This window comes from Sphingomonas crocodyli (assembly GCF_004005865.1).
GTDB lineage: Bacteria > Pseudomonadota > Alphaproteobacteria > Sphingomonadales > Sphingomonadaceae > Rhizorhabdus > Rhizorhabdus crocodyli.
Genome location: NZ_SACN01000001.1, coordinates 2728006 through 2753171, shown reverse-complemented (window position 1 = coordinate 2753171; position 25166 = coordinate 2728006). Strand labels below are relative to the sequence as shown.

26 protein-coding genes and 1 riboswitch are annotated in these 25166 nt (G+C 66.5%); of the genes, 11 read left to right on the top strand and 15 right to left on the bottom strand.

Annotated elements, in window-relative coordinates:
* Positions 1 to 143 precede the first annotated feature (143 nt).
* Genes EOD43_RS13220 through EOD43_RS13205 form a run of 4 tightly spaced genes read right to left on the bottom strand, consistent with a single transcriptional unit; the run spans position 144 to position 3934 of the window.
* Positions 144 to 1496, bottom strand: a complete 1353-nt coding sequence (locus EOD43_RS13220; RefSeq protein ID WP_127744315.1) for an FAD/NAD(P)-binding protein — start codon at positions 1494 to 1496, stop codon at positions 144 to 146.
* 4 nt (positions 1497 to 1500) lie between these two features.
* Positions 1501 to 2295 (bottom strand): MetQ/NlpA family ABC transporter substrate-binding protein, encoded by a 795-nt coding sequence (locus EOD43_RS13215; RefSeq protein WP_127744314.1) that lies wholly within the window; start codon positions 2293 to 2295, stop codon positions 1501 to 1503.
* 11 nt (positions 2296 to 2306) lie between these two features.
* Positions 2307 to 2969, bottom strand: a complete 663-nt coding sequence (locus EOD43_RS13210; protein ID WP_240653176.1) for a methionine ABC transporter permease — start codon at positions 2967 to 2969, stop codon at positions 2307 to 2309.
* A complete protein-coding gene (locus EOD43_RS13205; RefSeq protein WP_127744313.1) occupies positions 2966 to 3934 on the bottom strand; it encodes a methionine ABC transporter ATP-binding protein in 969 nt (322 codons plus the stop codon). The genes EOD43_RS13210 and EOD43_RS13205 overlap by 4 nt, the downstream gene beginning before the upstream one ends.
* 194 nt (positions 3935 to 4128) lie before the next feature.
* Between EOD43_RS13205 and EOD43_RS13200 the strand changes: the two genes are divergently transcribed.
* The 5 genes from EOD43_RS13200 to pdeM all read left to right on the top strand — a co-directional run bounded on the left by EOD43_RS13200 (position 4129) and on the right by pdeM (position 8874).
* Positions 4129 to 6294 (top strand): TonB-dependent receptor, encoded by a 2166-nt coding sequence (locus EOD43_RS13200; protein ID WP_127744312.1) that lies wholly within the window; start codon positions 4129 to 4131, stop codon positions 6292 to 6294.
* 7 nt (positions 6295 to 6301) lie between these two features.
* Positions 6302 to 7456 (top strand): PepSY-associated TM helix domain-containing protein, encoded by a 1155-nt coding sequence (locus EOD43_RS13195; RefSeq protein WP_127744311.1) that lies wholly within the window; start codon positions 6302 to 6304, stop codon positions 7454 to 7456.
* Positions 7453 to 7647 carry a hypothetical protein gene (locus tag EOD43_RS13190; RefSeq protein ID WP_127744310.1) on the top strand — a complete coding sequence of 65 codons (195 nt, stop codon included), beginning with the start codon at positions 7453 to 7455 and terminating at the stop codon, positions 7645 to 7647. The genes EOD43_RS13195 and EOD43_RS13190 overlap by 4 nt, the downstream gene beginning before the upstream one ends.
* Positions 7647 to 8057, top strand: coding sequence for a DUF3574 domain-containing protein (locus EOD43_RS13185; RefSeq protein WP_127744309.1), 411 nt, complete (start codon positions 7647 to 7649; stop codon positions 8055 to 8057). The genes EOD43_RS13190 and EOD43_RS13185 overlap by 1 nt, the downstream gene beginning before the upstream one ends.
* A gap of 154 nt (positions 8058 to 8211) precedes the next feature.
* A complete protein-coding gene (gene pdeM / locus EOD43_RS13180; RefSeq protein WP_127744308.1) occupies positions 8212 to 8874 on the top strand; it encodes a ligase-associated DNA damage response endonuclease PdeM in 663 nt (220 codons plus the stop codon).
* Between the two features lie 96 nt (positions 8875 to 8970).
* Here the strand turns inward: pdeM and EOD43_RS13175 are convergent, their stop codons facing one another.
* From EOD43_RS13175 to EOD43_RS13165, 3 genes are all read right to left on the bottom strand, one after another.
* Positions 8971 to 10128 carry an aminotransferase gene (locus EOD43_RS13175; protein ID WP_127744307.1) on the bottom strand — a complete coding sequence of 386 codons (1158 nt, stop codon included), beginning with the start codon at positions 10126 to 10128 and terminating at the stop codon, positions 8971 to 8973.
* Positions 10125 to 10757 carry a DedA family protein gene (locus tag EOD43_RS13170; RefSeq protein ID WP_127744306.1) on the bottom strand — a complete coding sequence of 211 codons (633 nt, stop codon included), beginning with the start codon at positions 10755 to 10757 and terminating at the stop codon, positions 10125 to 10127. Before EOD43_RS13170 ends, EOD43_RS13175 begins: the two co-directional genes overlap by 4 nt.
* Positions 10758 to 11052: 295 nt before the next feature.
* Positions 11053 to 11673, bottom strand: coding sequence for a c-type cytochrome (locus tag EOD43_RS13165; protein ID WP_127744305.1), 621 nt, complete (start codon positions 11671 to 11673; stop codon positions 11053 to 11055).
* 165 nt (positions 11674 to 11838) lie between these two features.
* Between EOD43_RS13165 and EOD43_RS13160 the strand changes: the two genes are divergently transcribed.
* From EOD43_RS13160 to mltG, 6 genes are all read left to right on the top strand, one after another.
* Positions 11839 to 12738: a prephenate dehydratase gene (locus EOD43_RS13160; RefSeq protein WP_127744304.1), complete on the top strand. Its 900-nt coding sequence runs from the start codon at positions 11839 to 11841 to the stop codon at positions 12736 to 12738.
* Positions 12739 to 12943: 205 nt separating this feature from the next.
* Entirely contained in the window at positions 12944 to 13879 is a 936-nt protein-coding gene (gene fabD, locus EOD43_RS13155; RefSeq protein WP_127744303.1) for an ACP S-malonyltransferase, read from the top strand.
* Positions 13880 to 13995: 116 nt separating this feature from the next.
* Positions 13996 to 14736, top strand: coding sequence for a 3-oxoacyl-[acyl-carrier-protein] reductase (fabG, locus tag EOD43_RS13150; RefSeq protein ID WP_127744302.1), 741 nt, complete (start codon positions 13996 to 13998; stop codon positions 14734 to 14736).
* Positions 14737 to 14855: 119 nt separating this feature from the next.
* The gene (locus tag EOD43_RS13145; RefSeq protein ID WP_127744301.1) at positions 14856 to 15092 is read left to right on the top strand and encodes an acyl carrier protein; all 237 of its coding nucleotides are present in this window, start codon (positions 14856 to 14858) and stop codon (positions 15090 to 15092) included.
* Between the two features lie 139 nt (positions 15093 to 15231).
* Positions 15232 to 16494, top strand: coding sequence for a beta-ketoacyl-ACP synthase II (gene fabF, locus EOD43_RS13140; protein WP_127744300.1), 1263 nt, complete (start codon positions 15232 to 15234; stop codon positions 16492 to 16494).
* A 19-nt stretch (positions 16495 to 16513) separates the two neighbouring features.
* Entirely contained in the window at positions 16514 to 17485 is a 972-nt protein-coding gene (gene mltG, locus EOD43_RS13135; protein ID WP_127744299.1) for an endolytic transglycosylase MltG, read from the top strand.
* Between the two features lie 128 nt (positions 17486 to 17613).
* On the opposite strand, the gene EOD43_RS13130 is transcribed toward mltG, so the two are convergent.
* The 8 genes from EOD43_RS13130 to rimO form a co-directional block, all read right to left on the bottom strand.
* Positions 17614 to 18045, bottom strand: coding sequence for a sugar transporter (locus EOD43_RS13130; RefSeq protein ID WP_127744298.1), 432 nt, complete (start codon positions 18043 to 18045; stop codon positions 17614 to 17616).
* 199 nt (positions 18046 to 18244) lie between these two features.
* Positions 18245 to 19186, bottom strand: a complete 942-nt coding sequence (gene argC, locus EOD43_RS13125) for an N-acetyl-gamma-glutamyl-phosphate reductase (protein WP_127744297.1) — start codon at positions 19184 to 19186, stop codon at positions 18245 to 18247.
* The gene (locus tag EOD43_RS13120; protein WP_127744296.1) at positions 19183 to 20127 is read right to left on the bottom strand and encodes a C40 family peptidase; all 945 of its coding nucleotides are present in this window, start codon (positions 20125 to 20127) and stop codon (positions 19183 to 19185) included. Before EOD43_RS13120 ends, argC begins: the two co-directional genes overlap by 4 nt.
* Positions 20078 to 20383 carry a MarR family winged helix-turn-helix transcriptional regulator gene (locus EOD43_RS13115; protein ID WP_127744743.1) on the bottom strand — a complete coding sequence of 102 codons (306 nt, stop codon included), beginning with the start codon at positions 20381 to 20383 and terminating at the stop codon, positions 20078 to 20080. The genes EOD43_RS13120 and EOD43_RS13115 overlap by 50 nt, the downstream gene beginning before the upstream one ends.
* 152 nt (positions 20384 to 20535) lie before the next feature.
* Positions 20536 to 21918 carry a leucyl aminopeptidase family protein gene (locus EOD43_RS13110; RefSeq protein WP_127744295.1) on the bottom strand — a complete coding sequence of 461 codons (1383 nt, stop codon included), beginning with the start codon at positions 21916 to 21918 and terminating at the stop codon, positions 20536 to 20538.
* Positions 21919 to 22074: 156 nt separating this feature from the next.
* Positions 22075 to 22998 carry an alpha/beta hydrolase gene (locus EOD43_RS13105; RefSeq protein WP_127744294.1) on the bottom strand — a complete coding sequence of 308 codons (924 nt, stop codon included), beginning with the start codon at positions 22996 to 22998 and terminating at the stop codon, positions 22075 to 22077.
* A gap of 42 nt (positions 22999 to 23040) precedes the next feature.
* Positions 23041 to 23520: a protein tyrosine phosphatase family protein gene (locus EOD43_RS13100; protein ID WP_240653175.1), complete on the bottom strand. Its 480-nt coding sequence runs from the start codon at positions 23518 to 23520 to the stop codon at positions 23041 to 23043.
* Between the two features lie 20 nt (positions 23521 to 23540).
* Positions 23541 to 23621: riboswitch (ZMP/ZTP riboswitch) on the bottom strand.
* 130 nt (positions 23622 to 23751) lie between these two features.
* Entirely contained in the window at positions 23752 to 25104 is a 1353-nt protein-coding gene (gene rimO / locus EOD43_RS13095) for a 30S ribosomal protein S12 methylthiotransferase RimO (RefSeq protein WP_127744292.1), read from the bottom strand.
* Positions 25105 to 25166: the final 62 nt, after the last annotated feature.

The following is a 25166-nucleotide window of genomic DNA, read 5'->3' as shown; positions in this document are numbered from 1 at the left end:
ACCAAGCCAATTCCAATCCTCCCCCGCAAGGGGGAGGTGGCGCCGAAGGCAACGGAGGGGGAGGATGCGATGATCTGGAGTTTGTCGCCGTCCTCCCCCTCCGTCAGCTGCGCTGACACCTCCCCCTGGCGGGGGAGGATGAGTTAGAGGCCTTCACCGCCAACCCACTGCGCGTGGGAGAGGCGGCGGGCGACCGACCAGGTCTGCATGCGGATGTCGGGGACGGCGACGATTTCCCAGAAGGCGCCGCGCGTCATCGGGCCGAGCGCGATCAGGCGCGGATTGGCTTTGCCGGTGGCGTCGATCGTCTCCGCCTGCGCATTCACGTCGATGCCCAAGTGGAGCGGATCGGGGCGCAGATGGCCCGATGCGACGAGGCTTTTGAGCAAAGGTTCGCCGGTACGGAGCAGATCGCCCTGCGGGCCGGTGCAGTTGATGATGCGGCGTGGGGCGATCGTCTCGATATCGTGGCGGTGGCGCGGGCGGAAGGCGGCTTGGCCGGTCTGCGCATCGACCGACTGGAGCTTGCCCGCGACGATGCGGAGGCGGCCGCTGGCGCGCAGGGTGGCGACCTTTTCGGCGACCTGCGGAGAGAGGCGGTGGCGGTGGATATCCCACCAGGCGCGCAGGTGACGCAGGAAGCGGCGCTGCTCGGCCGGCGGGGCGGATAGCCACATCGCCTGCGTATAGGGGCGCAGTTCGTCGATCGCCGAGCGCCAGCCGATCTCCCGCGCACGGGCACGGACGCGGTGGACGAGGGCGGAGCCGAGTTCGACGGGCTTTTCGGGGAGCGAGGTCTTGGGCGCGTCGCCATGTGCGTGCGGGGCGAGGCCACGGCGCGAGAGGGCGACGATGGGGCCGCGAAAGCCCTTCGCATCGAGCGCGAGGACCATGTCGATCATCGTGAGACCCGTGCCGATGATGAGAACGGTGTCATCATCGGTGAGGCCATCGGTGATGCCCGGCCCCCACGGATCGCGCGCGTAGAGATCGGCGGGCAGATCGCCACCGAGGCCGGGGGGATCGTGCGGGGGCAGGTTGCCGAGCGCGAGGACGGCGGCGTCGGCGGCGAGGGTGGAGCCGTCGGCGAAGGCGATCGTGACGCCGTCGGGCCGCATGTCGAGCGAGATGGCCTCGTCCTGTCGCAAGGTCAGCCGGCCGGGGTTGGCGCGCAGTTCGGCGGCGAGCAGTTCGGCGAGATAGTCGCCATAGTCGCAGCGCGAGGCGAAGCTTTGCGGCTGGCCCTTGCCGCGCGCGGCGAGCCAGCGGACGAAGTGATCCGGATCGTCGGGCAGCGCGCTCATGTTCGATGCGCGGACGTTGAGGAGGTGTTCGGGCGTCGCGGTGGAATAAGCCACGCCGCGCGCGAAGGCGTCGCGCCGTTCGATCAGGGTGACGCGCGGGCCATCGTGGCGCAGCAGGTTGATCGCCTGCAGCGTGCCCGAAAAGCCCGCGCCGATGACGGCGACATGATCGATGCGGGGCGGGGCGTTCATCGCGTCAGAAAGCCGGTATGACCGCGCCCTTGTAACGCTGTTCGATGAAGGCCTTGGTCTCGGGGCTGCGGAGCGCCGCGACGAGCTTCACGACGCGCGGATCGTCACGCGCGCTTTCGGGGCCGACGACGAAGTTGACATAGGGGCTGTCCTTACCCTCGATCACCAAAGCGTCCTGGCCGGGGCGCAGCTTCGCCTCCAGCGCGTAATTGGTGTTGATCAGGGCCAGATCGACCTGATCGATGACGCGGGGCAGGGTGGCGCCCTCCAGTTGCTTGAACACATATTTGTGCGGGTTATCGGCGATGTCGCGGGGCGATGCCGTCATGCCCGCGCCGGGTTTGAGTTTGATCAGGCCCGCCTTCCGCAGGAGGATCAGCGCACGGCCGCTGGTGCTGGCGTCGTTCGGGATCGCGATGGTCGCGCCGTCGGGGACGTCCTTGAGCGTCTTCCACTTCTTCGAATAGCCGCCGAGCGGCTCGACATGGACGCCCGCGATCGTGACGAGATTGGTGCCGCGCGCCTTGTTGAACTCGGCGAGGTAGCTCTCTGTCTCGAAATAGCTGACCGCGATCCGGCCTTCGGCGACCTGCACGTTGGGCTGCACATAATCGTTGAACACGCGGATATCGAGCTTGAGGCCGTCCTTGGCGAGGCCGGGCTTCACCGCCTCGAGGATTTCGGCGTGGGGCACAGCGGTCGCGGCGACCGTCAGCGTGTTGGGATCGGCGGGTGCGGCGTCCTTCTTGCAGCCGGCGAGCGCCAGCGTGGCGAAGGCGATGAGGGCGAGAGAGCGCATGGGCGGACTTTCTATCGGCGGCTGAAATGGCGGACGAGGCGGTCGCCCGCCATCTGGAGCAACTGGACGAGGATCAACAAGAGGACGACCGTGACGATCATCACGTCGGTCTGGAACCGCTGATAGCCGAAGCGGATCGCGAGATCGCCCAGGCCACCCGCGCCCACGACGCCCGCCATCGCGGTGAAGGAGACGAGGGCGATCGCGGTGACGGTGATGCCGGCGAGGATGCCGGGCATCGCCTCCGGAATCAGAGCGCGCATGACGAGATCGCGGGTGGTGGCGCCCATCGCGGTGACGGCCTCGATCGTGTCGCGGCCGACCTCGCGCAGCGCCAGTTCGACGAGGCGTGCGAAGAAGGGGGCGGCGGCGACGACCAAAGGCGGGATCGCGCCGACGACGCCGAGCGAGGTGCCGACGAGCGCGACGGTGAGCGGGATCATCACGATCAGCAGGATGATGAAGGGCACCGATCGCAGCAGATTGACGACCAGCGACAGCCCCAGATGCGCGGCGCGGTTCGCCCAGACCTGCCCTGGGCTGGCGAGGAACAGGACCACGCCTAATGGCAGGCCGATCGCGACGGTGAGGACCAGCGAGGCGGATAGCATCGCGAGCGTATCGAGCGTGGCCTGCCCGATGTCGGCCCAGTCGATGGAGGCGAATTCGATCACGACACCGCTCCATAGCTGGCGAGCGCGGCGACGGCGGCTTCGGCATCGCCGGTGACGCCCAGGGTCAGCTGGCCGTAGCGGCCTTGGCGGAAGCGGCCGATATGGCCGCCGAGGACGACGAGATCGACCCCGGTTTCGCGCGCGACGCGGGTGAGGACCGGCTGGGCGATGGCGTCGCCTTCGAAGGTGAGGCGGATGACACGGCCGGGGAAGTCGGCGTGATCGTCATGCCCTTCGCCGGCTTGGGCGAGAAGACGGCGGGTTTCGGCGGCTTGCGGGCGCAGGAAGATGTCGGCGACGGGGCCGGTTTCGACAAGGCGGCCGGCATCGAGCACGGCGACGCGATCGCACACCTCGCGCACCACCTCCATCTCATGCGTGATCATCACGACGGTGAGGCCGAGATCGCGGTTGAGATCGGCGATGAGGGACAGGATGTCGCGCGTCGTTTCGGGATCGAGCGCGCTGGTCGCCTCATCACACAACAGGATGCGCGCGTCGCCGGCGATGGCGCGCGCGATGCCGACGCGCTGCTTCTGCCCGCCCGAAAGCTGGCCCGGATATTTGTGGCCGTGCGCGGACAGGCCGACGCGGTCGAGCAGATCGGCGACGCGCGCCTTGCGTTGATCGGCGGGGACGCCCGCGATGCGCAAGGGGAGCGCGACGTTATCCGCAACGGTAGCCGAGGAGAGCAGGCCGAATTGCTGGAAGATCATGCCGACCCGGCGGCGCAGCGCGCGCAGATCGGCGGGGGAGGCGGCGCCGACATCCTGTCCGTCGACGGTCACGCGCCCGCTGCCGGGGCGTTCAAGGCCGTTGATCAGGCGGACCAACGTGGATTTGCCCGCACCCGACCGGCCGATGACGCCGAAAATCTCGCCGGCGGCGATCGACAGGGTCACATCGTGAAGCGCGGGAAGGCCGCCGGTCGTGAACGTCTTGGCGACCGATTCGAAGTGGATCATCGGTGGCTCGTTATACTATCATATCGGTAGGGAATAGGGTTCGTTCCCCATCTTCTAGCAGATGCGCCGAACCCCGCCAGCATCGCTGTGCCTTTTAGGACACGGCCTGTTTCAAATTGTTGCGAGTGACTTGCAACAGCGAATGTGAGAAGCTAGGCGCCGCGCTTTCCAAATTATCGATTGCGGAGTGATATATGAAGACGTCGTTGGCGTTGCTGACGGGTTGCGCGGGGCTGATCGCCGCGCCGCTGTGGGCGCAGGAAGCATCCGACGACATCATCGTCACCGCGCAGCAGGCGCAGAAGCAGGTCGTCAGCGATGGCAACCTAGGCGTGCTGGGCAACAAGAGCGCGCTGGAAACGCCGTTCAACGTCACGACCTATACCGCGCAGCTGGTGCTCGATCAGCAGGCCGAGACGATCGGCGACGTGCTGAAGAACGAGCCTTCGGTGCGCACGGCTCAAGGGTTCGGCAACCAGGCCGAACTGTTCGTGATCCGCGGCTTCGCGCTGTCGGGCGACGACGTGGCGATGGACGGGATGTTCGGCATCACGCCGCGCCAGCTCGTTTCGCCCGAACTGTATGAGAGCATCCAGGTGCTGAACGGCGCCAACGCCTTCCTGTTCGGCGCGGCGCCCAGCGGCACCGGCACGGGCGGCGGCATCAACCTGATCCCCAAGCGCGCCGAAAAGACGCTGTTCCGCGCGACCGCCAGCTATGGCGCCGACAGCATCTTCGGCGGCAATTTCGACGCGGGCACCCGCTTTGGCGAGGAGGACAGCTTCGGCATCCGCGTGAACGGCGTCTATCGTCGCGGCGACACCGCGATCGACAATGACAAGCGCCGTGTGGGCGTGCTGGGCGCGAGCTTCGATTTCCGCCGCGGGCCGGGCCGCTTCTTCTTCGACTTCGGTTATGAGAACCAGCAGGCGTTCCAGCCGCGTCCGCAGGTGCGCCTGCTCAACACCGGCATCGCCGTGCCGCGCGTGCCCGATGCGAACAACAATTACGGCCAGCCCTGGTCCTTCACCAAGCTGCGCGACATCTATGCGCTGGCGCGCGTCGAGGTCGACGTGGTCGACAATGTGATGGTCTATGCCGCCGCCGGCATCCGCGACGGGCGCGAAGATGGCGAATATTCGACCGTGACGATCACTAACAGCACCACCGGCGCCGCGACCGGCGCGCGCCTGTTCGTGCCGCGCAAGGACAATAACCAGAGCGGGCAGGCGGGCATTCGCGGCAAGGTGACCTTCGCGGGGATGAGTCACGAGTTCAACGCCGGCGGATCGATCAACGTGCAGAGCAACCGCAACTCGTTCCGTTCGGGCACCTTCCCGGCGGCGGTGCGGCCGTGCAGCACCGCGACGACGGTGTTCTGCACCAATCTCTATGCGCCTGTTTATGTCGCGAAACCTGCGGATGCGGGTATGGCCACGGGAGGCAGCCTAACCGAGCTTCCACGCGTGTCGAAGAATGCATTCAGCAGCCTGTTCCTGTCCGACACGATCGGGTTCGTCGAGGATCGTGTGCTGCTGACCATCGGTGCGCGGCGCCAGCATTTGAATGTAGAAGCCTATGACCGAACGAGCTTCCGCCGCACGTCCAATTACAACAAGACTGTCACGACCCCGGTGGTCGGCCTTGTCGTACGCCCGACAGACCGTATCTCGATCTACGCCAATCGAGTCGAGGCGCTGGCGCAGGGGCCGACCGCCCCAACCAACGCATCTAATGTGGCTCCCGGCACGGTCTTTCCGCCGTTCCGTTCGAAGCAATATGAGGTCGGTGGTAAGGTCGCGATCCGCGGCTTGACCGCAACAGTCGCGCTTTTCCAGACGAAGCAGCCGAGCGCGCGAAGCGACACTGATCCTAACAATGCGGGCCAGGTGATTTACAGTGTCGACGGCAAGCAGCGTAATCGCGGTATCGAGATCAGCTTCAATGGCGAGCCGATGGAGGGGCTGCGTTTCATCGGCGGTGGCACGATCGTCGATGCGAAGCTCCAGAAAACGGCCAATGGTGCCAATGACGGCAATCGTGCGGTTGGCGTGCCGCCCTATCAGCTGAATCTGGGTGCTGAGGTGGTTCCAGCGTTCCTGAAGAACGCAACGTTCACCGGTCGGATCGTGCGGACTGGCAAGCAATATGTTGATGTGACCAACCGTCAGCAACTCGACGCTTGGACTCGCTTTGACGTGGGTATGCGTTATGTCGTTGTGGCTGACAGCCACCCGATCACGCTGCGCCTAAGTGCGGAAAATGTCGCGAACAAGCGCTATTGGGCATCGTCCTTCGGTTCGAACATCGTACAGGGTGGCCCCCGCACGGTGAAGGCTTCGGCCACATTCGAGTACTGATGATCCGATGACCAACGGAACGATCAAGGCCTGGTATCTCGTCCACAAGTGGACGAGCCTGATCTGCACGGTATTCCTGCTGATGCTGTGCCTGACGGGCCTGCCCTTGATCTTCCATGAGGAGATCGATCACGCGCTGGGCGAGAGCAAGGTGCTGCCGGCGATGCCGGGGGTGCCGAACCACGATCTCGATCAGATGCTGGCGGCGGCCGAGCGGCTCTATCCGGGCGAGCGGCCGCTGTTCCTGAGCTTCGACGACGATCGTCCGGTGGTGAACATCACCACCGGGCCGCGCGCCATGTCGACGCGCGAAGAGATGCACATCACCCCGATGGACCTGCGCACGGCCAAGCCGGTGGGCGAGATCGACGAGGGCGGGGTGATGGGCTTCATCCTGCGCCTGCATGTCGACATGTTCCTGTCTCTGCCGGGCGAATTGTTCCTGGGCTTCATGGGTTTCCTGTTCTGTGTGGCGACGGTTTCGGGCGTCGTCCTCTACGCGCCGTTCATGCGGAAGCTCGATTTCGGGACGATGCGCTGGTCGAAAAGCCGGCGGGTGCGCTGGCTGGACATGCACAACATGCTGGGCATCGTCACGCTCGCCTGGGTGATGGTCGTCGGGCTGACCGGCGTGATCAACACGCTGAGCGATCCGCTGGTCAACGTATGGCGCAGCGACCAGCTGGCGAAGCTGACCGCGCCTTATCAGGGGCTGCCGCCGGTCCCGGTGGAGCGGTTCGGTTCGGTGCAGGCGGCGGTGGATACCGCGAAGGCCGCAGCCCCCGGCACGACGCCGCAGTTCATCGCCTTTCCCGGCGTGCGTTTCACCAGCGAGCATCATTTCGCGGTGTGGCTGCGCGGGGCGACGCCGGCGACGAAGCAGATCCACACGCCGGCGCTGATCGACGCGCAGACGGGCAAGCTGACCGCGATGGCGCATATGCCGTGGTATATGCTGGCGCTGCGCCTGTCGCAGCCGCTGCACTTCGGCGATTATGGCGCGATGCCGCTCAAGATATTGTGGGCCTTGCTCGATATCGGGGCGATCGTGATTCTGGGGAGCGGCCTGTATCTGTGGATCGGGCGGCGCGCCGGATCGATCGAGGCGCGCATTCGCGAAGTGCGCAGCGGCGCGGCGCTGGCGCCGGTGGCGGCCGAATGAAGCAGGTCCGCCTGAAGCCGGGGCACAAGACCGCGCTCGCCATCTTCGCGGTGCCGATGGTGCTGGCGGTGCTGAGCCTTGGCGGGCTGATCGTCGGCCTGCTGGGCGATGGCTGGGAAGATATTGCCGCGTGGATCGGGCTTGCGGCGCCGGTTGCGGCCGCGCTGTGGGCGTGGCAGCGTCGGCGCTGATGATCGCGCGCCTTTGCCTCGCCCTTGCCGCCCTCTGTTCCGCCGCCGCTGCCCAGGCAGCGTGCGCGCCGGGGGAGAGCGAGCAAGTCACCGCCGAACTCTATCTGGGGGCGAGCAACAAGGCGGGGGTGATCACCGACGCCGAGTTCACCGACTTCCTCGATCGCGAAGTGACGGCGCGCTTCCCCGAAGGGCTGACCGTGCTCGACGCGCAGGGGCGGTGGATGAACCCCAAGGGCACGGTGACGCGCGAGCCGAGCAAGTTGCTGATCCTCGTATTGCCCGGCCGCAGCGATGACCGCGCGAAGGTGAGCGCCATCGCGAAGGCGTATAACAAGCGGTTCGATCAGCAATCGGTGCTGGTGACGTTCGAAGATCGCTGCGTGTTGTTCGAGAACGGGCGGCCGTAACCACCTCCTCGTCATTGCGAGCGTAGCGAAGCAATCCAGGCCCGCACTGGCGAGGTTCGCGCCTCACTCACATGCGGGCCTGGATTGCCGCGTCGCCTTCGGCTCCTCGCAATGACGAGGTTGTGGAGAGGAGCGTCGCAGGTTAGGGCGGGGCATGGTTCGCTTTTCGTTCTGCGGTCTCGACCTGCTGGCGCTGCCCGAGGGGGCGGCGTTCTGCGCGGCGACGCGGACGTTGCTGGTCGCCGATCTGCATCTCGAAAAGGGCAGCGCTTATGCGAAGCGCGGGCAGATGCTGCCGCCCTACGATTCGATCGAGACGTTGCGCCGGATCGAGGCGCTGATCGCGAAGACCGAGGCGCGGACGCTCGTGTGTCTGGGCGACAGCTTCCACGATCGCGGCGGGGTCGCGCGACTGGAGGGGGAGGCGCGCGCGGCGCTGGTGCGGATGGCGGGCGAGGTCGACTGGGTATGGATCGTCGGCAATCATGATGCCGAAATCGTCGATCCCCCGGCGGGCCGCGTGCTGGCGGAGGCGATGCTGGGCGACGCGATCCTGCGGCACGAGGCCGATCCGAAGGATATGCGGCCGGAGATTTCGGGCCATTATCACCCCAAATATATCATGACGCTGCGCGGGCGGCGTGTGTCGCGGCCGTGCTTCGTGGCGGGGCGGACCAAGCTGATCCTACCATCCTTTGGCGCGTTCACCGGCGGGATGGACGCGGCCGACCCTGCGATCCTGCGCGCGGTGGGCCGCGATGCGCGCGCGCTGGTGCCGGTGGCGGAGCGGTTGCTGGATTTTCCGCTGGCGGCGTAGCCGTCGCCCCGGCGAAGGCTGGGGCCTATTTCTGCCGTGGCAGGCGGCAACTGGCAGGTGAGAGACATGGGCCCCAGCCTTCGCTGGGGCGACGGGTTAGGAGGCGAGGGTGGCCCTGAACGCCGCCATCCGCCGCACCGCTTCGTCGATCGTGGCGTCGTCCTTGGCGTAGCAGAGGCGGACGATCGAGGTGATGGGGTCGCTCTCGTAAAAGGCCGACATCGGGATCGAGACGACCCCGGCCTCATGCGCCATGCGTTCGGCGAAGGTGACGTCGTCGAGCGCCAGCCCCGAGGCGGCGAGGTCGATCGAGACGAACCAGGTGGCGTCGGCCGGCAGCACGACGAAGCCGGCCGTGCGCAGGCCGTCGACAAGGCGGTCGCGCGAGGCGGCGAATCCGGCGCGCATCGAATCGAACCAGCCGTCGGGCTTGGCCAGCCCTTCGGCGACCGCCCATTGCAGGTTGGGCGGGGTGGTGAAGGTGAGGAACTGGTGCGTCTTGGCGATGACGCCCGCGAGCGCCTTGTCCGCGATCAGCCATCCGACCTTCCAGCCAGTGAGCGCGAAGATTTTGCCCGCCGAACCGATCTTCACGGTCAGCTCGCGCATGCCGGGCAAGGCGATCAGGGGCACGTGATCGGGGCCGAAGCGGACATGCTCCCACACCTCGTCGCACAGGGCGATGATGCCGTCGGCGATACAGCGTTCGGCGATGGCGGTGAGGGTTTCGCGGTCGAACATCGTACCGGTCGGGTTGACCGGATTGTTGACGATGATCAGCCGGGTCCGCGCGGTGATCGCGGCGTCAAGATCGGCGGGGTCGAGTCGCCATGTCGGTGGCTGGAGGCGGATGGTGCGGACCACGCCCCCGGCGCGGCGGACGAGCGGGGCATAAGCGTCGTAGAGCGGCTCGATCAGGATCGCTTCGTCCCCCGGCGAGAGGATCGCGAAGATCGCGGCGGCCAGCGCCTCGGTCGCGCCCGATGTGACGACCACTTCGGATGCTGCGTCGAAGTCGATGCCCTGATGGCGGCGATAATGATCGGCGATGGCGCGGCGCAGTTCGGGCAGGCCGGCCATCGGCGGATATTGGTTCGATAGGGTCAGCAGCGCATCGGCCGCCGATTCCAGAATGTCGCGCGGGCCGGGGGCGTCGGGGAAACCCTGCCCCAGGTTGATCGCGCCGGTTTCGCGGGCGATCGCGGACATCTTTTCGAAGATCGTGGTCGGCAGGCCCGAATAGATCGGGTTCATGCGGGCTTCTTGTGGCCCTTGATCCGGTGCCACACGAACCAGATGCCGCCGGCCAGAATCACGCCCACCACGACGAAATCGAGCTTGTGGAGGACGGCGCCGAGGCGCGGATCGGTGCGCCACTGATCGCCCAGCTTCATGCCCACCCAGGCGAGGCCGAAGCACCACGGCCACGAACCGATGAAGGTGTAGAGGTGGAAACGGAACAGGTTCATCCGCGCGACGCCCGCCGGGAAGGCGATGAAGCTGCGGATCGCGGGCAGCAGGCGGCAGACGAGAACCGTCAGATCGCCCCAGCGGCTGAAGAACTTTTCGGCCCGGTCGAGATCCGAATGGCTCATCAGCACATATTTGCCCCAGCGATCGACGACCGCACGACCACCGCGCTTGCCCAGTTCGTAGGCGAAGATGGAGCCGACGTTGCAGCCGATCGCGCCCGCGGTCGCCGCCATGTAGAGATCGAAGTCGCCGGTCGAGACCAGATAGCCCGCGAAGGGCATGATGATTTCGGACGGGAGCGGGATGCACGCGCTCTCGATCGCCATCAGGATGATGATGCCCCAATAGCCGCCGCGCAGGATGACCGCGATGATGAAAACCGCGCAGGCGGCGATGATGTCGTGAAGCATGAGGCGCGACTGTAACGACCGAAATGCCGCGATCAACGGCGATTATGTTTCCGCGCGATTACCCACCGTCTGTTTCGTCATCCCGGCGGGAATCCTTTTCTATCCTCCCCCGCCAGGGGGAGGTGTCAGCGCAGCTGACGGAGGGGGAGGGAACGATGATCTGGAGTTGGTCGCCGTCCTCCCCCTCCGTCGCCTTCGGCGCCACCTCCCCCTGGCGGGGGAGGATGGATGGTGCCCCAAAACGAAAAGACCCCGCCGGGGCGGGGTCTTCGTGAAATGGTGCGGAGCGTCCGGCTTATTCGGCCGGGGCCGCCTCGTTGCCACCCTCGGCCGGGGCCGTGGCGTTGTCGCCGCCTTCGGCCGGAGCGGGGGCTGCGTCTTCCGCAGGAGCCGCCGGCATCGGCAGCGGGCTGGGCGACTGCTGGTTCAGATAGGCGATGACGTTGGCGCGATCTTCCGGCTTCGAAAGGCCCGCGAAGGTCATCTTCGTGCCCGGCGCGAACGCCTTCGGGCTCTTGAGCCAGTCGCTGAGATTCTGCCAGTTCCAGTTGCCGCCCTTGCCGGCCAGCGCATCCGAGAAGGCGAAGCCGCGGCCCTTGCCGACCGGCTCACCCAGCACATGCCACAGGTTCGGCCCCAGAGCGTTCGGGCCGCCATTGTTCGCGTTGTGGCAGGCCGCGCACTTCTTGAACACGTCGGCGCCCTTGGCCGGATCGGCGCTGGCGAGGTAGAATTCGATCGGCTTTTCGGCAGCGGCGCCGCCCTCAGCGCCCTCTTCCTCGACGCCTTCGACGACATAGCCCATCTTTTCGGGCCGCTCGGCGTGGAAATATTCACCCGACAGGATGGAGAGGCCCAGGGCCGCAATGCCGCCCGCAAGCGCCCAGCCGGCCAGTGTATTCGCGCGATCGTCCATTGTGCCCCTCGATAATCCCTGGTCCCCACACGTCGCCGCACGGGAAAGCGCGCTCGCTTTATAATCGGTTGGATGCGTCCGCAAGCCACAAGGCGCGGCTTGGGCCGGCAAATTGCTGCGCTGCGGCTTGCGATGCGCCCAAGCCACGCCTAACGCTCGCGCCCCATGCAGAATTATCCCGCCCCCGCGCAGGCGCTCGTCGCGCGCATGACCGCCGAAGCCGCCGCCGATACGAGTCGGGCGGTCGCCTTTCAGGGCGCGCCGGGCGCCAATTCGCATCGCGCGGTGCTCGAAGCCTTTCCCGACGCGCTGCCTTTGCCGTGCTTCAGCTTCGAAGATGCGATCGATGCGGTGCGCGAAGGCCGGGCCGATTGCGCGGTGATTCCGATCGAAAATTCGCTGAACGGCCGCGTCGCCGACATGCATTTCCTGCTGCCGGAATCGGGCCTGGTCATCACCGGCGAACATTTCATGCCGATCCGCCACACGCTGATGGCGATTCCCGGCCATGCGACGATCACCGAGGTGATGAGCCATTCGCAGGCGCTGGGCCAGTGCCGCCACTGGCTGCGCGGGCAGGGGATGACGCCGATCGCCTATCCCGACACGGCAGGTGCCGCCGCTGCGGTGGCCGAGGCGCGCGACGCGCATGTCGGCGCGCTGGCGCCGCGCCTGTCGGCCGAACTGTACGGGCTGGACGTGGTGGCCGAAGACGTCGCCGATGCGGAGGACAATACGACCCGCTTCGTCGTCCTCGCGCTCAACGGGCCGGATACGCAGCCGGGCAACGGCCCGGTGATGACCAGTTTCCTGTTCGAGGTGAAGAATATCCCGGCCGCGCTCTACAAGGCGCTGGGCGGCTTCGCGACCAACGGGGTCAATATGACCAAGCTGGAAAGCTACCAGCGCGGGGCGACCTTCTCCGCGACCGAATTCTACGCCGATATCGAAGGCCATCCCGACGAGGCGCCGGTGCGCCGCGCGCTGGAGGAACTGGCGTTCCACACCAAGTGGGTGCGCGTGCTGGGCACCTATCCGCAGGCGCGGGCGCGAATCCTCGGATAAGAGGACTCGTCATTGCGAGCGTAGCGAAGCAATCCAGGCCCGCACTGGGAGAGGTTCGCAACCATCTCCAGTGCGGGCCTGGATTGCCGCGTCGCCTACGGCTCCTCGCAATGACGAGGAGAATAGAGGGGGCGGGCCGGCAAGCCTTGCCTCCCGCGCGCGCCGATAATAGTGGCGGGCGCTTCGAGATAAGAGGAGCCTCGGCATGCGCGCATTCATTTTTCCCGGACAGGGCAGCCAGGCCGTCGGCATGGGCAAGGCGCTGGCCGATGCCAGCCCGGTCGCGCGCGAAGTGTTTCAGGAGGTCGACGACGCTCTCGGCCAGAACCTGTTCCGCCTGATGGTGGAAGGTCCGGCCGACGAACTGACGCTGACCGAAAACGCCCAGCCCGCGATCATGGCGAACGCGATCGCCACGCTGCGCGTGCTGCAGAAGGACGGCGGGATCAGCCTGGCCGACAAGGCTGCGTTCGTGGCTGGGCACTCGCTGGGCGAATATAGCGCGCTGTGCGCGGCCGATGCGTTCGATCTGGCGACCACGGCGAAGCTGCTGAAGCTGCGTGGCCAGTCGATGCAGGCGGCGGTGCCGGTGGGCGTCGGCGCGATGGCGGTGTTTCTGGGTCTCGATTTCGAAGGTGCGCGCCAGGTGGCCGAGGAGGCTGCGCAGGATCAGGTCTGTCAGGCCGCCAACGACAACAGCAACCGGCAGGTCGTGGTTTCGGGGCACAAGGAAGCCGTCGAGCGCGCGATCGAGATCGCCAAGGCCAAGGGCGCGCGCCGCGCGATGCTGCTGCCCGTATCCGCGCCTTTCCACTGCGCGCTGATGCAGCCGGCGGCCGATGCGATGGCCGCCGCGTTCCGCGACAATCATGCGCAGGCGCCCTTGGTGCCCGTCTATGCCAACGTCACCGCCGCGCCGACCGCCGATCCGGCCGAGATCGTTCGCCTGCTCGTCGATCAGGTGACGGGCACGGTGCGCTGGCGCGAAAGCGTCGCCGCGATGGCGGCGGGCGGCGTCGATCAGTTCATCGAGTTTGGCGGCAAGGTCGTCGGCCCGATGGTCAAGGACATCACCGACCAGGCGACCGCGACCAGCGTCGTCACGATGGCCGATATCGAGGCGCTGGCCGCGTCGTTGTAATTCAATAAACCCGTCGTCCCCGCGAAGGCGGGGATATATCCAGTCTCTCCGCATGGGAAGACACTGGATGGGCCCCCGCCTTCGCGGGGGTGACGATAGAGAGAAGTGGAACCGGCATGTTTGATCTGACGGGAATGACCGCGCTGGTGACCGGCGCTTCGGGCGGGATCGGTTCGTCGATCGCAAAGGCGCTGGTGGCGCAGGGCGCGAAGGTCGCGCTGTCGGGCACGAGCGAGGAAAAGCTGAAGGCCGTCGCGGCCGAAATCGGTGGCGACACCGTGATCCTGCCGTGCAACCTGGGCGATGCCGCCGCGGTCGACGCGCTGGTGCCGCAGGCGGTCGAGGCGCTGGGCGGGAAGCTCGACATCCTCGTCAACAATGCGGGCGTGACGCGCGACAACCTGATCATGCGGATGAAGGATGACGAGTGGGATCAGGTGATCTCGGTCAATCTGGAAGCCGCTTTCCGCCTGATCCGTGCGGCGACCAAGCCGATGATGAAGGCACGCCACGGCCGCGTCATCACGATCACGTCGATCGTCGGCACCACCGGCAATCCGGGGCAGGCCAACTATGCCGCGTCGAAGGCGGGCCTTGTCGGCATGTCGAAGGCGCTGGCGCAGGAACTGGCCAGCCGCAACGTGACCGTCAACTGCGTCGCCCCCGGCTTCATCCGTTCGGCGATGACCGACGTGCTGCCCGACGCGCAGAAGGACGCGCTGCTCACCAAGATTCCGGCGGGCAAGCTGGGCGAGGGCGACGACATTGCCGCCGCCGTCGTCTATCTCGCCAGCCGCGAGGCGGCCTACGTCACCGGCCAGACGCTGCACGTCAACGGCGGTATGGCGATGATCTGAACCCGGCCCGCGTCCGGCTCCTCGCAATGGCGAGGTGCGGAGGCGAGTGTCACACACTCTTGCAAGCGTAACTTGGCCCCGTTAGTGCGGGGCCAACAATTCGAAGGAAGGCTACCCATATGAGCGAGACCGCCGAGCGCGTTAAGAAGATCGTCGTCGAGCATCTCGGCGTCGAAGCCGAGAAGGTCACCGAAGAGGCGAGCTTCATCGACGATCTGGGCGCCGACAGCCTCGACATCGTCGAGCTGGTCATGGCGTTCGAAGAGGAATTCGGTGTCGAAATCCCCGACGATGCGGCTGAAAAGATCACGACCGTGAAGGACGCGATCGCCTACATCGACGCCAACAAGGACTAATATCCCCGCGCTCGAAACACGCCTTCCCTTGCGGGTCGGGCGTCAAGGGCCGACATCAACGGCTCCCCGACCCCGGATGACCGGATGGACGGGGGGCCGTTTTGTCGTAGATGAGACTTGTGAATAACAGGAGAATGCCATGCGCCGCGTGGTCGTAACCGGACTGGGACTCGTGACGCCGCTGGGCGCGGACGTCGAGACGACCTGGGCCAATATCCTCGCCGGAAAGTCCGGCGCGGGGCAGATCACCCGCTTCGACACCGAGGGGCAGAAATGCACCATCGCGTGCGAGGTGAAGCCTGCCGACCATGAATATGGCTTCGATCCGAACAAGCGCGTCGATCACAAGATCCAGCGCCAGGTCGATCCCTTCATCATCTACGGCATCGATGCCGCGGGTCAGGCGCTGGAAGATGCCGGCCTGACCGAGATGACCGAAGAGGAAAGCTATCGCGCGGGCCTGTCGATCGGGTCGGGCATTGGCGGCCTTCCGGGCATCGCCAGCGAATCGCTGGTCTGCGAGAATAAGGGGCCGACGCGCGTTTCGCCGCACTTCGTCCACGGCCGCCTGATCAACCTGATCTCGGGCCAGGTCTCGATCAAATACGGGCTGCGCGGCCCGAACCATGCGGTCGTCACCGCCTGTTCGACCGGCGCGCATGCGATCGGCGATGCCGCGCGGATGATCGCGATGGACGATGCCGACGTGATGCTGGCAGGCGGCGCCGAGGGCGCGATCTGCCCGCTGGGCATTGCCGGCTTTGCGCAGGCCAAGGCGCTGTCGACCCGCAACGACGATCCCGAAGCGGCCTCGCGCCCCTACGACAAGGGCCGCGACGGCTTCGTGATGGGCGAAGGCGCGGGCGTGGTGGTGCTCGAGGAATATGAGCATGCCAAGGCGCGCGGCGCGAAGATCTATGCCGAGGTGATCGGCTATGGCCTGTCGGGTGACGCCTATCACGTCACGGCGCCGCATCCCGAAGGTTCGGGCGCGTATCGTTCGATGGAAATGGCGCTCAAGAAGTCGGGCCTGAAGCCGGAAGACATCGACTATATCAACGCGCACGGCACCTCGACCCCGCTGGGCGACGAGCTGGAGGCGGGCGCCGTCCGTCGTCTGTTCGGCGACGCGCTCAAGACCGTGTCGATGTCGTCGACCAAGTCGGCGATCGGCCACCTTCTGGGCGGCGCGGGCGCGGTCGAATCGATCTTCTGCATCCTCGCGATCCGCGACCAGATCGTGCCGCCGACGCTCAACCTGGTCGATCCGAGCGAGGGGCTGGAGGATTTCGATCTCGTTCCGCTCAAGGCCAAGAAGCGCAAGGTGAAGGCCGTGCTGAACAATTCGTTCGGCTTCGGCGGCACCAATGCCAGCCTGATCATGAAGGCCGTTGAAGCGTAAGCGCAGAAAGAGACCGTCGATGATCCGCCGCCTTCTCGCCGTCCTGCTCCTGCTGGCGGTGGTCGGCGGCGGCGCGGCGCTGTGGATTTCGCGCGGCTGGTGGGGCGAAGGCCCCGCCGACCGGCCGACGACCGTGATGGTCGAAAAAGGCGGCACGCTCGCGTCCGCCGCCCGCGCACTGGAGAAGGCGGGGGCGATCCGATCGACCACCAACTTCCTGCGCTTCGCGCGCCGCTTCGGCCCCGACAAGCCGATCCGCGCGGGCGAGTTCGAGATTCCGGCGCGCGCGAGCGGGGCGGAAATCCTCGACATCTTGCAGAATGGCAAGCCGATCCAGCATTTGGTGACGGTGCCCGAAGGGATGCCGTCGATCCTGGTTTACGAGCGGCTGAATGCCGAGGCGGACCTGACCGGCCAGATCGACGTGCCCGCCGAGGGATCGATCCTGCCCGACAGCTACAGCTTCGAACGGGGCGAGCCGCGCGCTGCCGTCCTCGCCCGGATGCAGACTGCGATGCGCGATGCGCTGGCCGAGGAATGGAAGGCGAAGAAGCCGACCACGGTCGCCAAGACGCCGCAGGAGACGATCATCCTCGCGTCGATCGTCGAGAAGGAAACGGCGGTCGCCTCCGAAAGGCCGATGGTCGCCGCGGTCTATTCGAACCGTGTGCGCGAAGGCATGAAGCTGCAGGCCGATCCGACCGTCATCTACCCGATCACCAAGGGTAAGCCGCTGGGCCGCCGCATCCGCCGATCGGAGCTGAACGCGGTCAACGGATACAACACCTATGCGTCGCCGGGGCTGCCGGCCGGGCCGATCGCGAATCCCAGCCGCGCGGCGATCGCGGCGGTGCTGAACCCCGCCAAGAGCACCGCGCTCTATTTCGTCGCGGATGGCAAGGGTGGGCACGTCTTCGCCGACACGCTGGCCGAGCATAACCGCAACGTGCAGCGCTTCTACGCGCTGCGCCGCCAGCGCGGCGAGATGTGACCTTCTAACTCGTCATTGCGAGCGGAGCGAAGCAATCCAGGCCCGCACAAGAGATAGTCGCGAGCCACTCTCATGCGGGCCTGGATTGCTTCGTCGCCTGCGGCTCCTTGCAATTACGAGAATGGGTTTTAGTTGATCCAACCCCGCTTGATCGCGAACCCCGCGAACCAGAGCTGGAAGATCGCCAGGACGATAATCACCACCGGGAAGGCCGCCTTCATCGCGACAGCCGGGTCGTTGATCATTCCATAGCCGAAGAAGGTCCAGCCAAACTGGGCCAGAACCGCGACCAGCGAGACGATGTAGAGCGGCTGCGCGAGTTTCATGCGGAACAGCAGGAACAGCGAGCCGAGCGCCCCGCCGATCGTACCGATGCCGTAAGCGGCCCAGGCCCAGGACGGCATCGACGAGAAGGCTTCGCGCTGATCGGGCGGCAATTGCGCCAGTTCGGTCGGGCCCATCATATACTGCATGCAGAAGGCAGCGACGCCCATCAAATCCCAAAGCAACAGCAGGATGGTGAGGATCCAGAACCAGATCGGAACGGCAGACTTGGCCATCGTATCTCTCCCCCTATTGTGAAAGGGAAGGTGCGCCTGTTCGGGGGTGTTGGCAATGGCACCTCAATCCTCCCCCGCCAGGGGGAGGTGTCAGCTTCAGCTGACGGAGGGGGAGGGCGGCAGCCAACTCATTTGAGTCGCATCCTCCCCCTCCGTCGCCTTCGGCGCCACCTCCCCCTGGCGGGGGAGGATTGACAGGTTAGAGGATCAGCCCTTCGGCTTCGTCGAGGCCCAGCGCGATGTTGAGGTTCTGGACGGCGGCGCCACCAGCGCCCTTGCCCAGATTGTCGAGCGCGGCGATCAGGCGGGCCTGGCCGTTTTTTTCATCGGCATAGACATAGAGTTCGAGCCGGTCGGTGCCCGCCGCCTGCTCGATCGTCAGGAAGGACGGGTTGTCGCGCACAACGCGCACGATCCGGCTGCCCGCATAGGCATCAGCCAGCGTGTCGCGGATCTTGTCGCCAGTGACGGCGCCGGGGAGCAGATGGAGGTGCAGCGGCACTTCGACGAGCATGCCGCGATAGGTGCGCACCACCGTCGGCGCGAAGATCGGCGGGTGGGCGAGGCCGGCATGGCCCTGCATTTCGGGCACATGCTTGTGGCCGAGCGAGAGGGCGTAGGCGCGCGCGGCCGTGTCGGTCGCGGCGGGATCGTTCGGATCCTCGAACATCGCGATCATCGATTTACCGCCGCCCGAATAGCCCGACAGCGCGTTGACGCTGACCGGCGTGTCGGCGGGCAGCAGCCCCGCGCGGACGAGCGGGCGGATGAGCGCGAGGAAACCGGTGGGGTAGCAGCCGGGGTTCGAGATGCGGGTCGACCCCGCAATCTTCGCGCGCGCCTCCGGCTCCAGCTCGGCAAAGCCATAGGCCCAGTCGGCGGCGGTGCGGTGCGCGGTCGATGCGTCGATGATGCGCGTCGTGCCGTTGTCGATCAGCGACACGGCCTCGCGCGCCGCATCGTCGGGCAGGCACAGGATCACCGCGTCGGCGGCGTTGAGCGCCTCGGCACGCGCGGCGGGATCCTTGCGGCGATCGTCGGCGATCTTGAGGATCGCGATGTCGGTGCGGCCGGCAAGCCGGTCGGCGATTTCGAGTCCGGTGGTGCCCGCGGCACCGTCGATGAAGACCTTGAAGGTCATTGGGGCAGTCTCCGCCGGCTCAATATCGGCCGGTCATGATCGGGTTTCAGGCGGGCCGTAACATCGGCAAGCGGCTCGACGGTGACAGCCATCCAGTGCGCGTTGGCGTGGATCAGCCGTTCCTCGTCGACCATCATGCCGACATGGCCGGGGAAATAGATCAGGTCGCCCCGTCGGAGGCGGGCCTCCTCCGGCAATTCGTCGCCGGTCTGGGTGCGTTGCTGGTCGGTGTCGCGCGGGGCGGTGACGCCGCTCGCCGCGAGCGCGATCTGGACGAGGCCCGAACAATCGATCCCGCCGCCACCCCGGCCACCCCACAGATAGGGTGCGCCGAGCAGAGCTTCGGCGATCGCGACCGGATCACTGGCGCGCTGGTCGAGCGGAGCGACGTGGCGGGCGTGGACGAAGCCGCCCTCCGCCAGCGCCAGGAAATTGCCGTCGATCGTGCCGCTGAGCTTCGATGCGAAGGGGAGGGTAGCAAGGGCGGCGGTCTTGATCGAGGGGCCGGCGAAGACGATCGCCTCCCGCGCCATCACGACATGATCGGCGGCGACGGGCGCGCCCAGCGCCGATGCCGCGACATAGCCGACATAGTGATCGTGGAGCGAATAGCCCCAGGCCCAGCCTTGCGCGAGATCGAGCACCGCGAAACCTTCGCCATGCAGGATTTGCGACACCGCCTCGGCCTTGGGATCGGCGGCGTTGCGCATCATCGCGGCGGGCGCGGCGCAGGCGCGCGGCATGGGCGCGGCATAATGCGACGCGAACAACGATCCGGCGAGGGCGACATCGGCGATGTCGGGCCGGAAGGCGTTGACCCGACGATCGAGCGTGATCGTCGGGCCATCGAGGTGGAAGCTGCGGGTTACGCGCTTCCCATCGGCAGCTGCATCAGCGGCTGCCGGCCTTGTCGAAATCGAGGGACTTGCCGAAAGTGTCAAGAAATGCGGCCCCTTGCTCGGTCTTGGCGACGAAGATGTTACGCCTGTCGCTATCGTCGCGTTCGCGGCGCAGATAGCCGAGCGACCCTAGGGTATTCAAGGCGCGCGTGATGACGGGCTTCGACACGTTGAGCTGCTGCGCGAGGCCGCGCACCGTGTGGGGGCCGGGGGTTATGTAGGTGATCAGCATCAACGCCATCTGGCGATTGGTGAGATCGGGCTCACCCGAACGGACGTAGGATACGAGTGCGCGCATCCAATTGGGCAAGGCTGAAGCGGCGATTGCCATATCCTTCCCTTCCTCTGACTGTTTCTCCACCACGAAGCGAAAAACACGGAAGTTCGGGTTTCGTTTCATCCCCGGCACTTCCGTTTGTCGCATTTGTGCAGCTTTTCGATGGAAGGCTACTATCCGGCGGCGAAACGTGTTTTGAGCATGGCGAAAGCCGCGCGCAGGCCAAGCGCCTCGCCGCCCTTGGGGCGACCGGGCTTGGGCGAAGGGCGCCATGCGAAGGTGTCGAGATGCGCCCAGGGCGTGCCTTCGGGAACGAAACGCTGGAGGAAGAGGGCGGCGGTGGTCGCCCCCGCAAAGCCGCCTTCGCCCGCATTGTTGATGTCGGCCACGGTGGATTTCAGCATGTCGGCATAGTCGCCCCACAAGGGCAGGCGCCACATCGGGTCGCTCACCGCCTCCGACGCCGCGAGCAGATCGGCGGCGAGCGCGTCGTCATTGGCGAACAGGCCGGGCAGATCGGGGCCGAGTGCAACGCGGGCGGCGCCGGTGAGCGTGGCGAAATCGAGGATGAGCGCAGGCTTGTCCTCGCCCGCGCGGGTGAGTGCGTCGCCCAGCACGAGGCGACCTTCGGCATCGGTATTGCCGATCTCGACCGACAGGCCCTTGCGGCTTTTCAGGATGTCGCCGGGGCGGAAGGCGTCGCCCGCAATGGCATTTTCCGCGATCGGGATCAGCAGGTGCAGGCGGACGGGCAGGCGCGCGCCCATGACGAGGCCCGCAAGCGCGATGGCATGCGCCGCGCCGCCCATATCCTTTTTCATCGCGAGCATCGCCGAGGGCGGCTTGATGTCGAGACCGCCCGAATCGAACACGATCCCCTTGCCGACGATCGCGAGGCGGGGATGGGCGGGATTGCCCCATTCGAGTTCGACGAGCCGGGGCGCGCGTTCGCGGATCGCGGCGCGGCCGACCGCGGCGATCATCGGATAGCCGGTGGTCAGATCGTCGCCGCGCGTGATGCGGATATCGGCGCCATGCTTCTTCGCGACCGCTTCGGCGGCGGCGGCGAGTTCGGCCGGCCCCATGTCGGCGGCGGGCGTGTCGACCAGATCGCGGACGAGCGCGGTCGCCTCGGCCAGCGCCACCGTCTCCGCCACCTGCGCGACGTCGGGGGTAAGCAGGATGCGCTGCGCGATCGGATCGGGCTTGGCGAGATAGCGATCGAAGCGGTGGTGGCTCAGCAGCCAGCCGAACGCGCCCGCACCGGGGCCGTCACCCGCGATGCGATAGGTGCCCTCGGGCAGTTTCGCGGTGATGGCGGCAAGGCTCCACGGCCCGTCCTTCTTCGCCGCGCCGAACGCGCCGGACCAGCTGTCGCCCGTAGGGACGATCAGCAATTCGCCGGGTTTCGCCTTGAACCGCGCGGCGGCGGCGAGGGTGCGGACGGTCGCGGGCTGCGCCTTCAGCCAGTCGTCAAAACCCTTTTCGGTGACGGGGGTGAGTTCGTGGGCGGTCTGCCCGCGATCGGGCTGCAGAAGGGCGGCGAAATCGGTCATGCGAGGAGATTAGGAAGGCGAAGTCCTACTATCAATGGACCTCGTCATTGCGAGCGTAGCGAAGCAATCCAGGCCCGCACTGGAGAGGCTCGCGATCCACTCACATGCGGGCCTGGATTGCTTCGTCGCCTTCGGCTTCTCGCAATGACGAGGTGTTTAGTTGAAGGCCACCTGCACCACGAACGCATCGATCCGGCGCCATAGCTGCATCCGCGTGTCGGCGAAGTTGTGCATGTGCGCCATGTTGCGGACGCGGATGGCCGAGAGATCGTCGCTCGCCGTGAAGGTAGCGAGTTCCTCGGCGGGGGAGAGGGTGACGTCGCGTTCGCCCATGCCGACAAGGACGGGGACGTCGACCATCGCGGTGAGCGGCAGCAGCTTGCCCGGCTTGGTGAGGTTGAAGGCGAGGCCGGGTATGCCGGTGCTGGCCCAGGATGAGGCGGTGTGGCGCACCGGCATGCCACAGGCGAGATCGGCGGCGACCAGATCGGGCGCGGAGTCTTCCCAATGGAACAGCCACGGCCAATCGACCTGCGCGGCCAGTGCGGCGGAGATTTCGGCACCCTCGGCGCCTTCCGGAATAACGGGCGGCGGCGTGCCGGGACGGTCGGGCACATTGGTGCGCAGCATGCCCGATCCGAGCACGATGATCGCATCGAAGCTGCGGTGCCACGCCTGCATAGCGACGGCGATATGCCCGCCCATCGACTGGCCGCAGCCGATCACGACGCCGGGTGTGATCGCGTCCGCACGCAGATCGGCCAACGCCCGTTTCACCGCCTGATCGCCCGCCGCTGCGACGGCCTCGAGCGTAGTCACATCGTGGGGCGGGATGCTGCTGTCTCCCGCGCCCAAATGATCGATCGCGAGCAGCATCGTGCCGCGCGCCACCAGATGTTCGGCCTGACTATATCCGGCCTGCGGCAGATCGAAATAGCCGCGCGCATAGCCCGCGCCGGGCAGGCCGACGATCAACGGCGCGCCGGCGGCGACCTTAGCGGGCCGATGCAGGGTCGCGGCGATCTCATAACCGCCGTCGACCTTCATGCGCATTTCGATGCGCCGATGTTCGCTCTCCATGCCCTGACTGTGGCATGGAGAGAAACCGACGCAAAGTCATCTTTATGCGGCGGGGCGTGGTCCCAGATGCGATCGGGCGGCCGCCTCTGCATCGCCGATGAACGCGCCCCAGACCCCGCCGGGGCGCCAGACCGTCTCCATCGCGGTGCGCGCTTCGGCCTCGTCCATATCGATCACGTCGCGGCGCCAGCGGTAGAGGAAGGCGGAGACGCGGGCGTTGACGATGCAGTGGACGTGGACCTTTGCGTCGGGCGTTTCGTCCATTGCGGCGCAGAAGGCGGCGAAATGATCGTCGGTCGGCGCATCGAAGGGGACGGGGATGTGGGTGTAACGCATCCCCGCCGCGGTGACAGTTGCGGTCTCATCGGGCAGCGCCTGTTCGTGCGTGTGGAGCGCGATGTTGATGACGTGGGCTACGCCAATCGCGGCGAGTTCGGCGATCTGCGCCTCGGTCGGCTGGCCGGACGTGGTGATGCGATCGTCGAGGCGGCGCCAGACGGCGATATCGGTCGGATCGGACATGAGCGGCATCCTTCTCTTGCGTCGGATGCCCAGGCGAGCGGCGTCTGACGCCCGCGCTCCCCGGTGGTGCCCCACCTTTCTCGCCAGTCACGCGGACGAGGGGAGGTTATCCTTTGAGTAGGGCTCGTACAATAGCCCGTCGCCCCAGCGAAGGCTGGGGCCTATCTCTGCGGTGGCAAACGGCATCGCGGAGATGAGAGACATAGGCCCCAGCCTTCGCTGGGGCGACGGTTATAGGGGAGTGGACCTCGCCACGCCGAACAGGTCGTGTTCGTCGGCGTCTTCGATCTCGACCATAACGATATCGCCCGGCTTCAGCCCTTCGGCGTCGCGCAGGTGGATTTCGCCGTCGATCTCGGGGGCGTCGGCCTGGGTGCGGCCGGTGGCGCCGCCCTCGTCGTCGACCACGTCGATGATCGCGGCGACGGTGCGGCCGATCTTCGCCTGCAGCTTGGCGGCGGAGATGGCGGCGGTCTTCTCCATGATCCGCGCGTACCGCTCCTCCTTGACCTCGTCGGGCACCGCGCCCGGCAGATCGTTGGCGGGGGCGCCGGCGACAGGCTCGAAGCGGAACGCGCCGACGCGGTCGAGCTGCGCTTCGTCGAGCCAGTCGAGGAGATATTGGAAATCGGCCTCGGTCTCACCGGGGAAGCCGACGACGAAGGACGAACGGATCGCGATGTCGGGGCAGATCGCGCGCCACGCCGCGAGCCGTTCGAGCACCTTGGCGTCGTTCGCGGGGCGCTTCATCGCGCGCAGCACCGGCGGGCTGGCATGCTGGAACGGGATGTCGAGATAGGGGAGTACTAGCCCCTCGGCCATCAGGGGGATGACCTGATCGACGTGGGGGTAGGGATAGACATAGTGGAGGCGCACCCACGGGGCGATCTGTCCGAGTTCGCGGGCGAGATCGGTCATGTGCGGCACGACCTCGCGGCCCTTCCAGGCGCGCGGTTCCTTGCGGATGTCGATGCCGTAGGCCGAGGTATCCTGGCTGATAACCAGCAATTCCTTCGTGCCCGCCGCGACCAGCTTTTCGACTTCGCGCAGGATCGCGTCGGGGCGGCGCGACACGAGGTCGCCTCGGATCGACGGGATGATGCAGAAGCTGCAGCGGTGGTTGCAGCCCTCCGAAATCTTCAGATAGCTGTAGTGGCGCGGGGTGAGCTTCAGCCCCGCTTCGTCCACGCGCTGCGGCACCAGATCGACGAAGGGCGATGGCGGCATCGGCGCCGCATCGTGGACCGCGCCGACGACCTGTTCGTAAGCATGCGCGCCGGTGACGGCGAGGACGTTGGGGAAGCGTTCGCGAATCCGCTCCGCCTCATCGCCCATGCAGCCGGTGACGATGACGCGGCCATTTTCCGCAATCGCCTCCCCGATCGCCTCGAGGCTTTCCTCCTTCGCGCTGTCGAGGAAGCCGCAGGTGTTGACCAGTACGACGTCCGCGCCCGCATAATCGGGCGACAGGCCATAGCCGTCCGAGCGGAGCTTGGTGAGGATGCGTTCGCTGTCGACGAGGTTCTTCGGACAGCCGAGCGAAACCATGCCGACCTTGGGCGGGAGGGGGAGTTCAATTGCCATGAGCGCGGCGCACATAGTGCGTTTTGGTGTGGATTGCGAGGGGGCGCTTCGGCGAAGGTAGA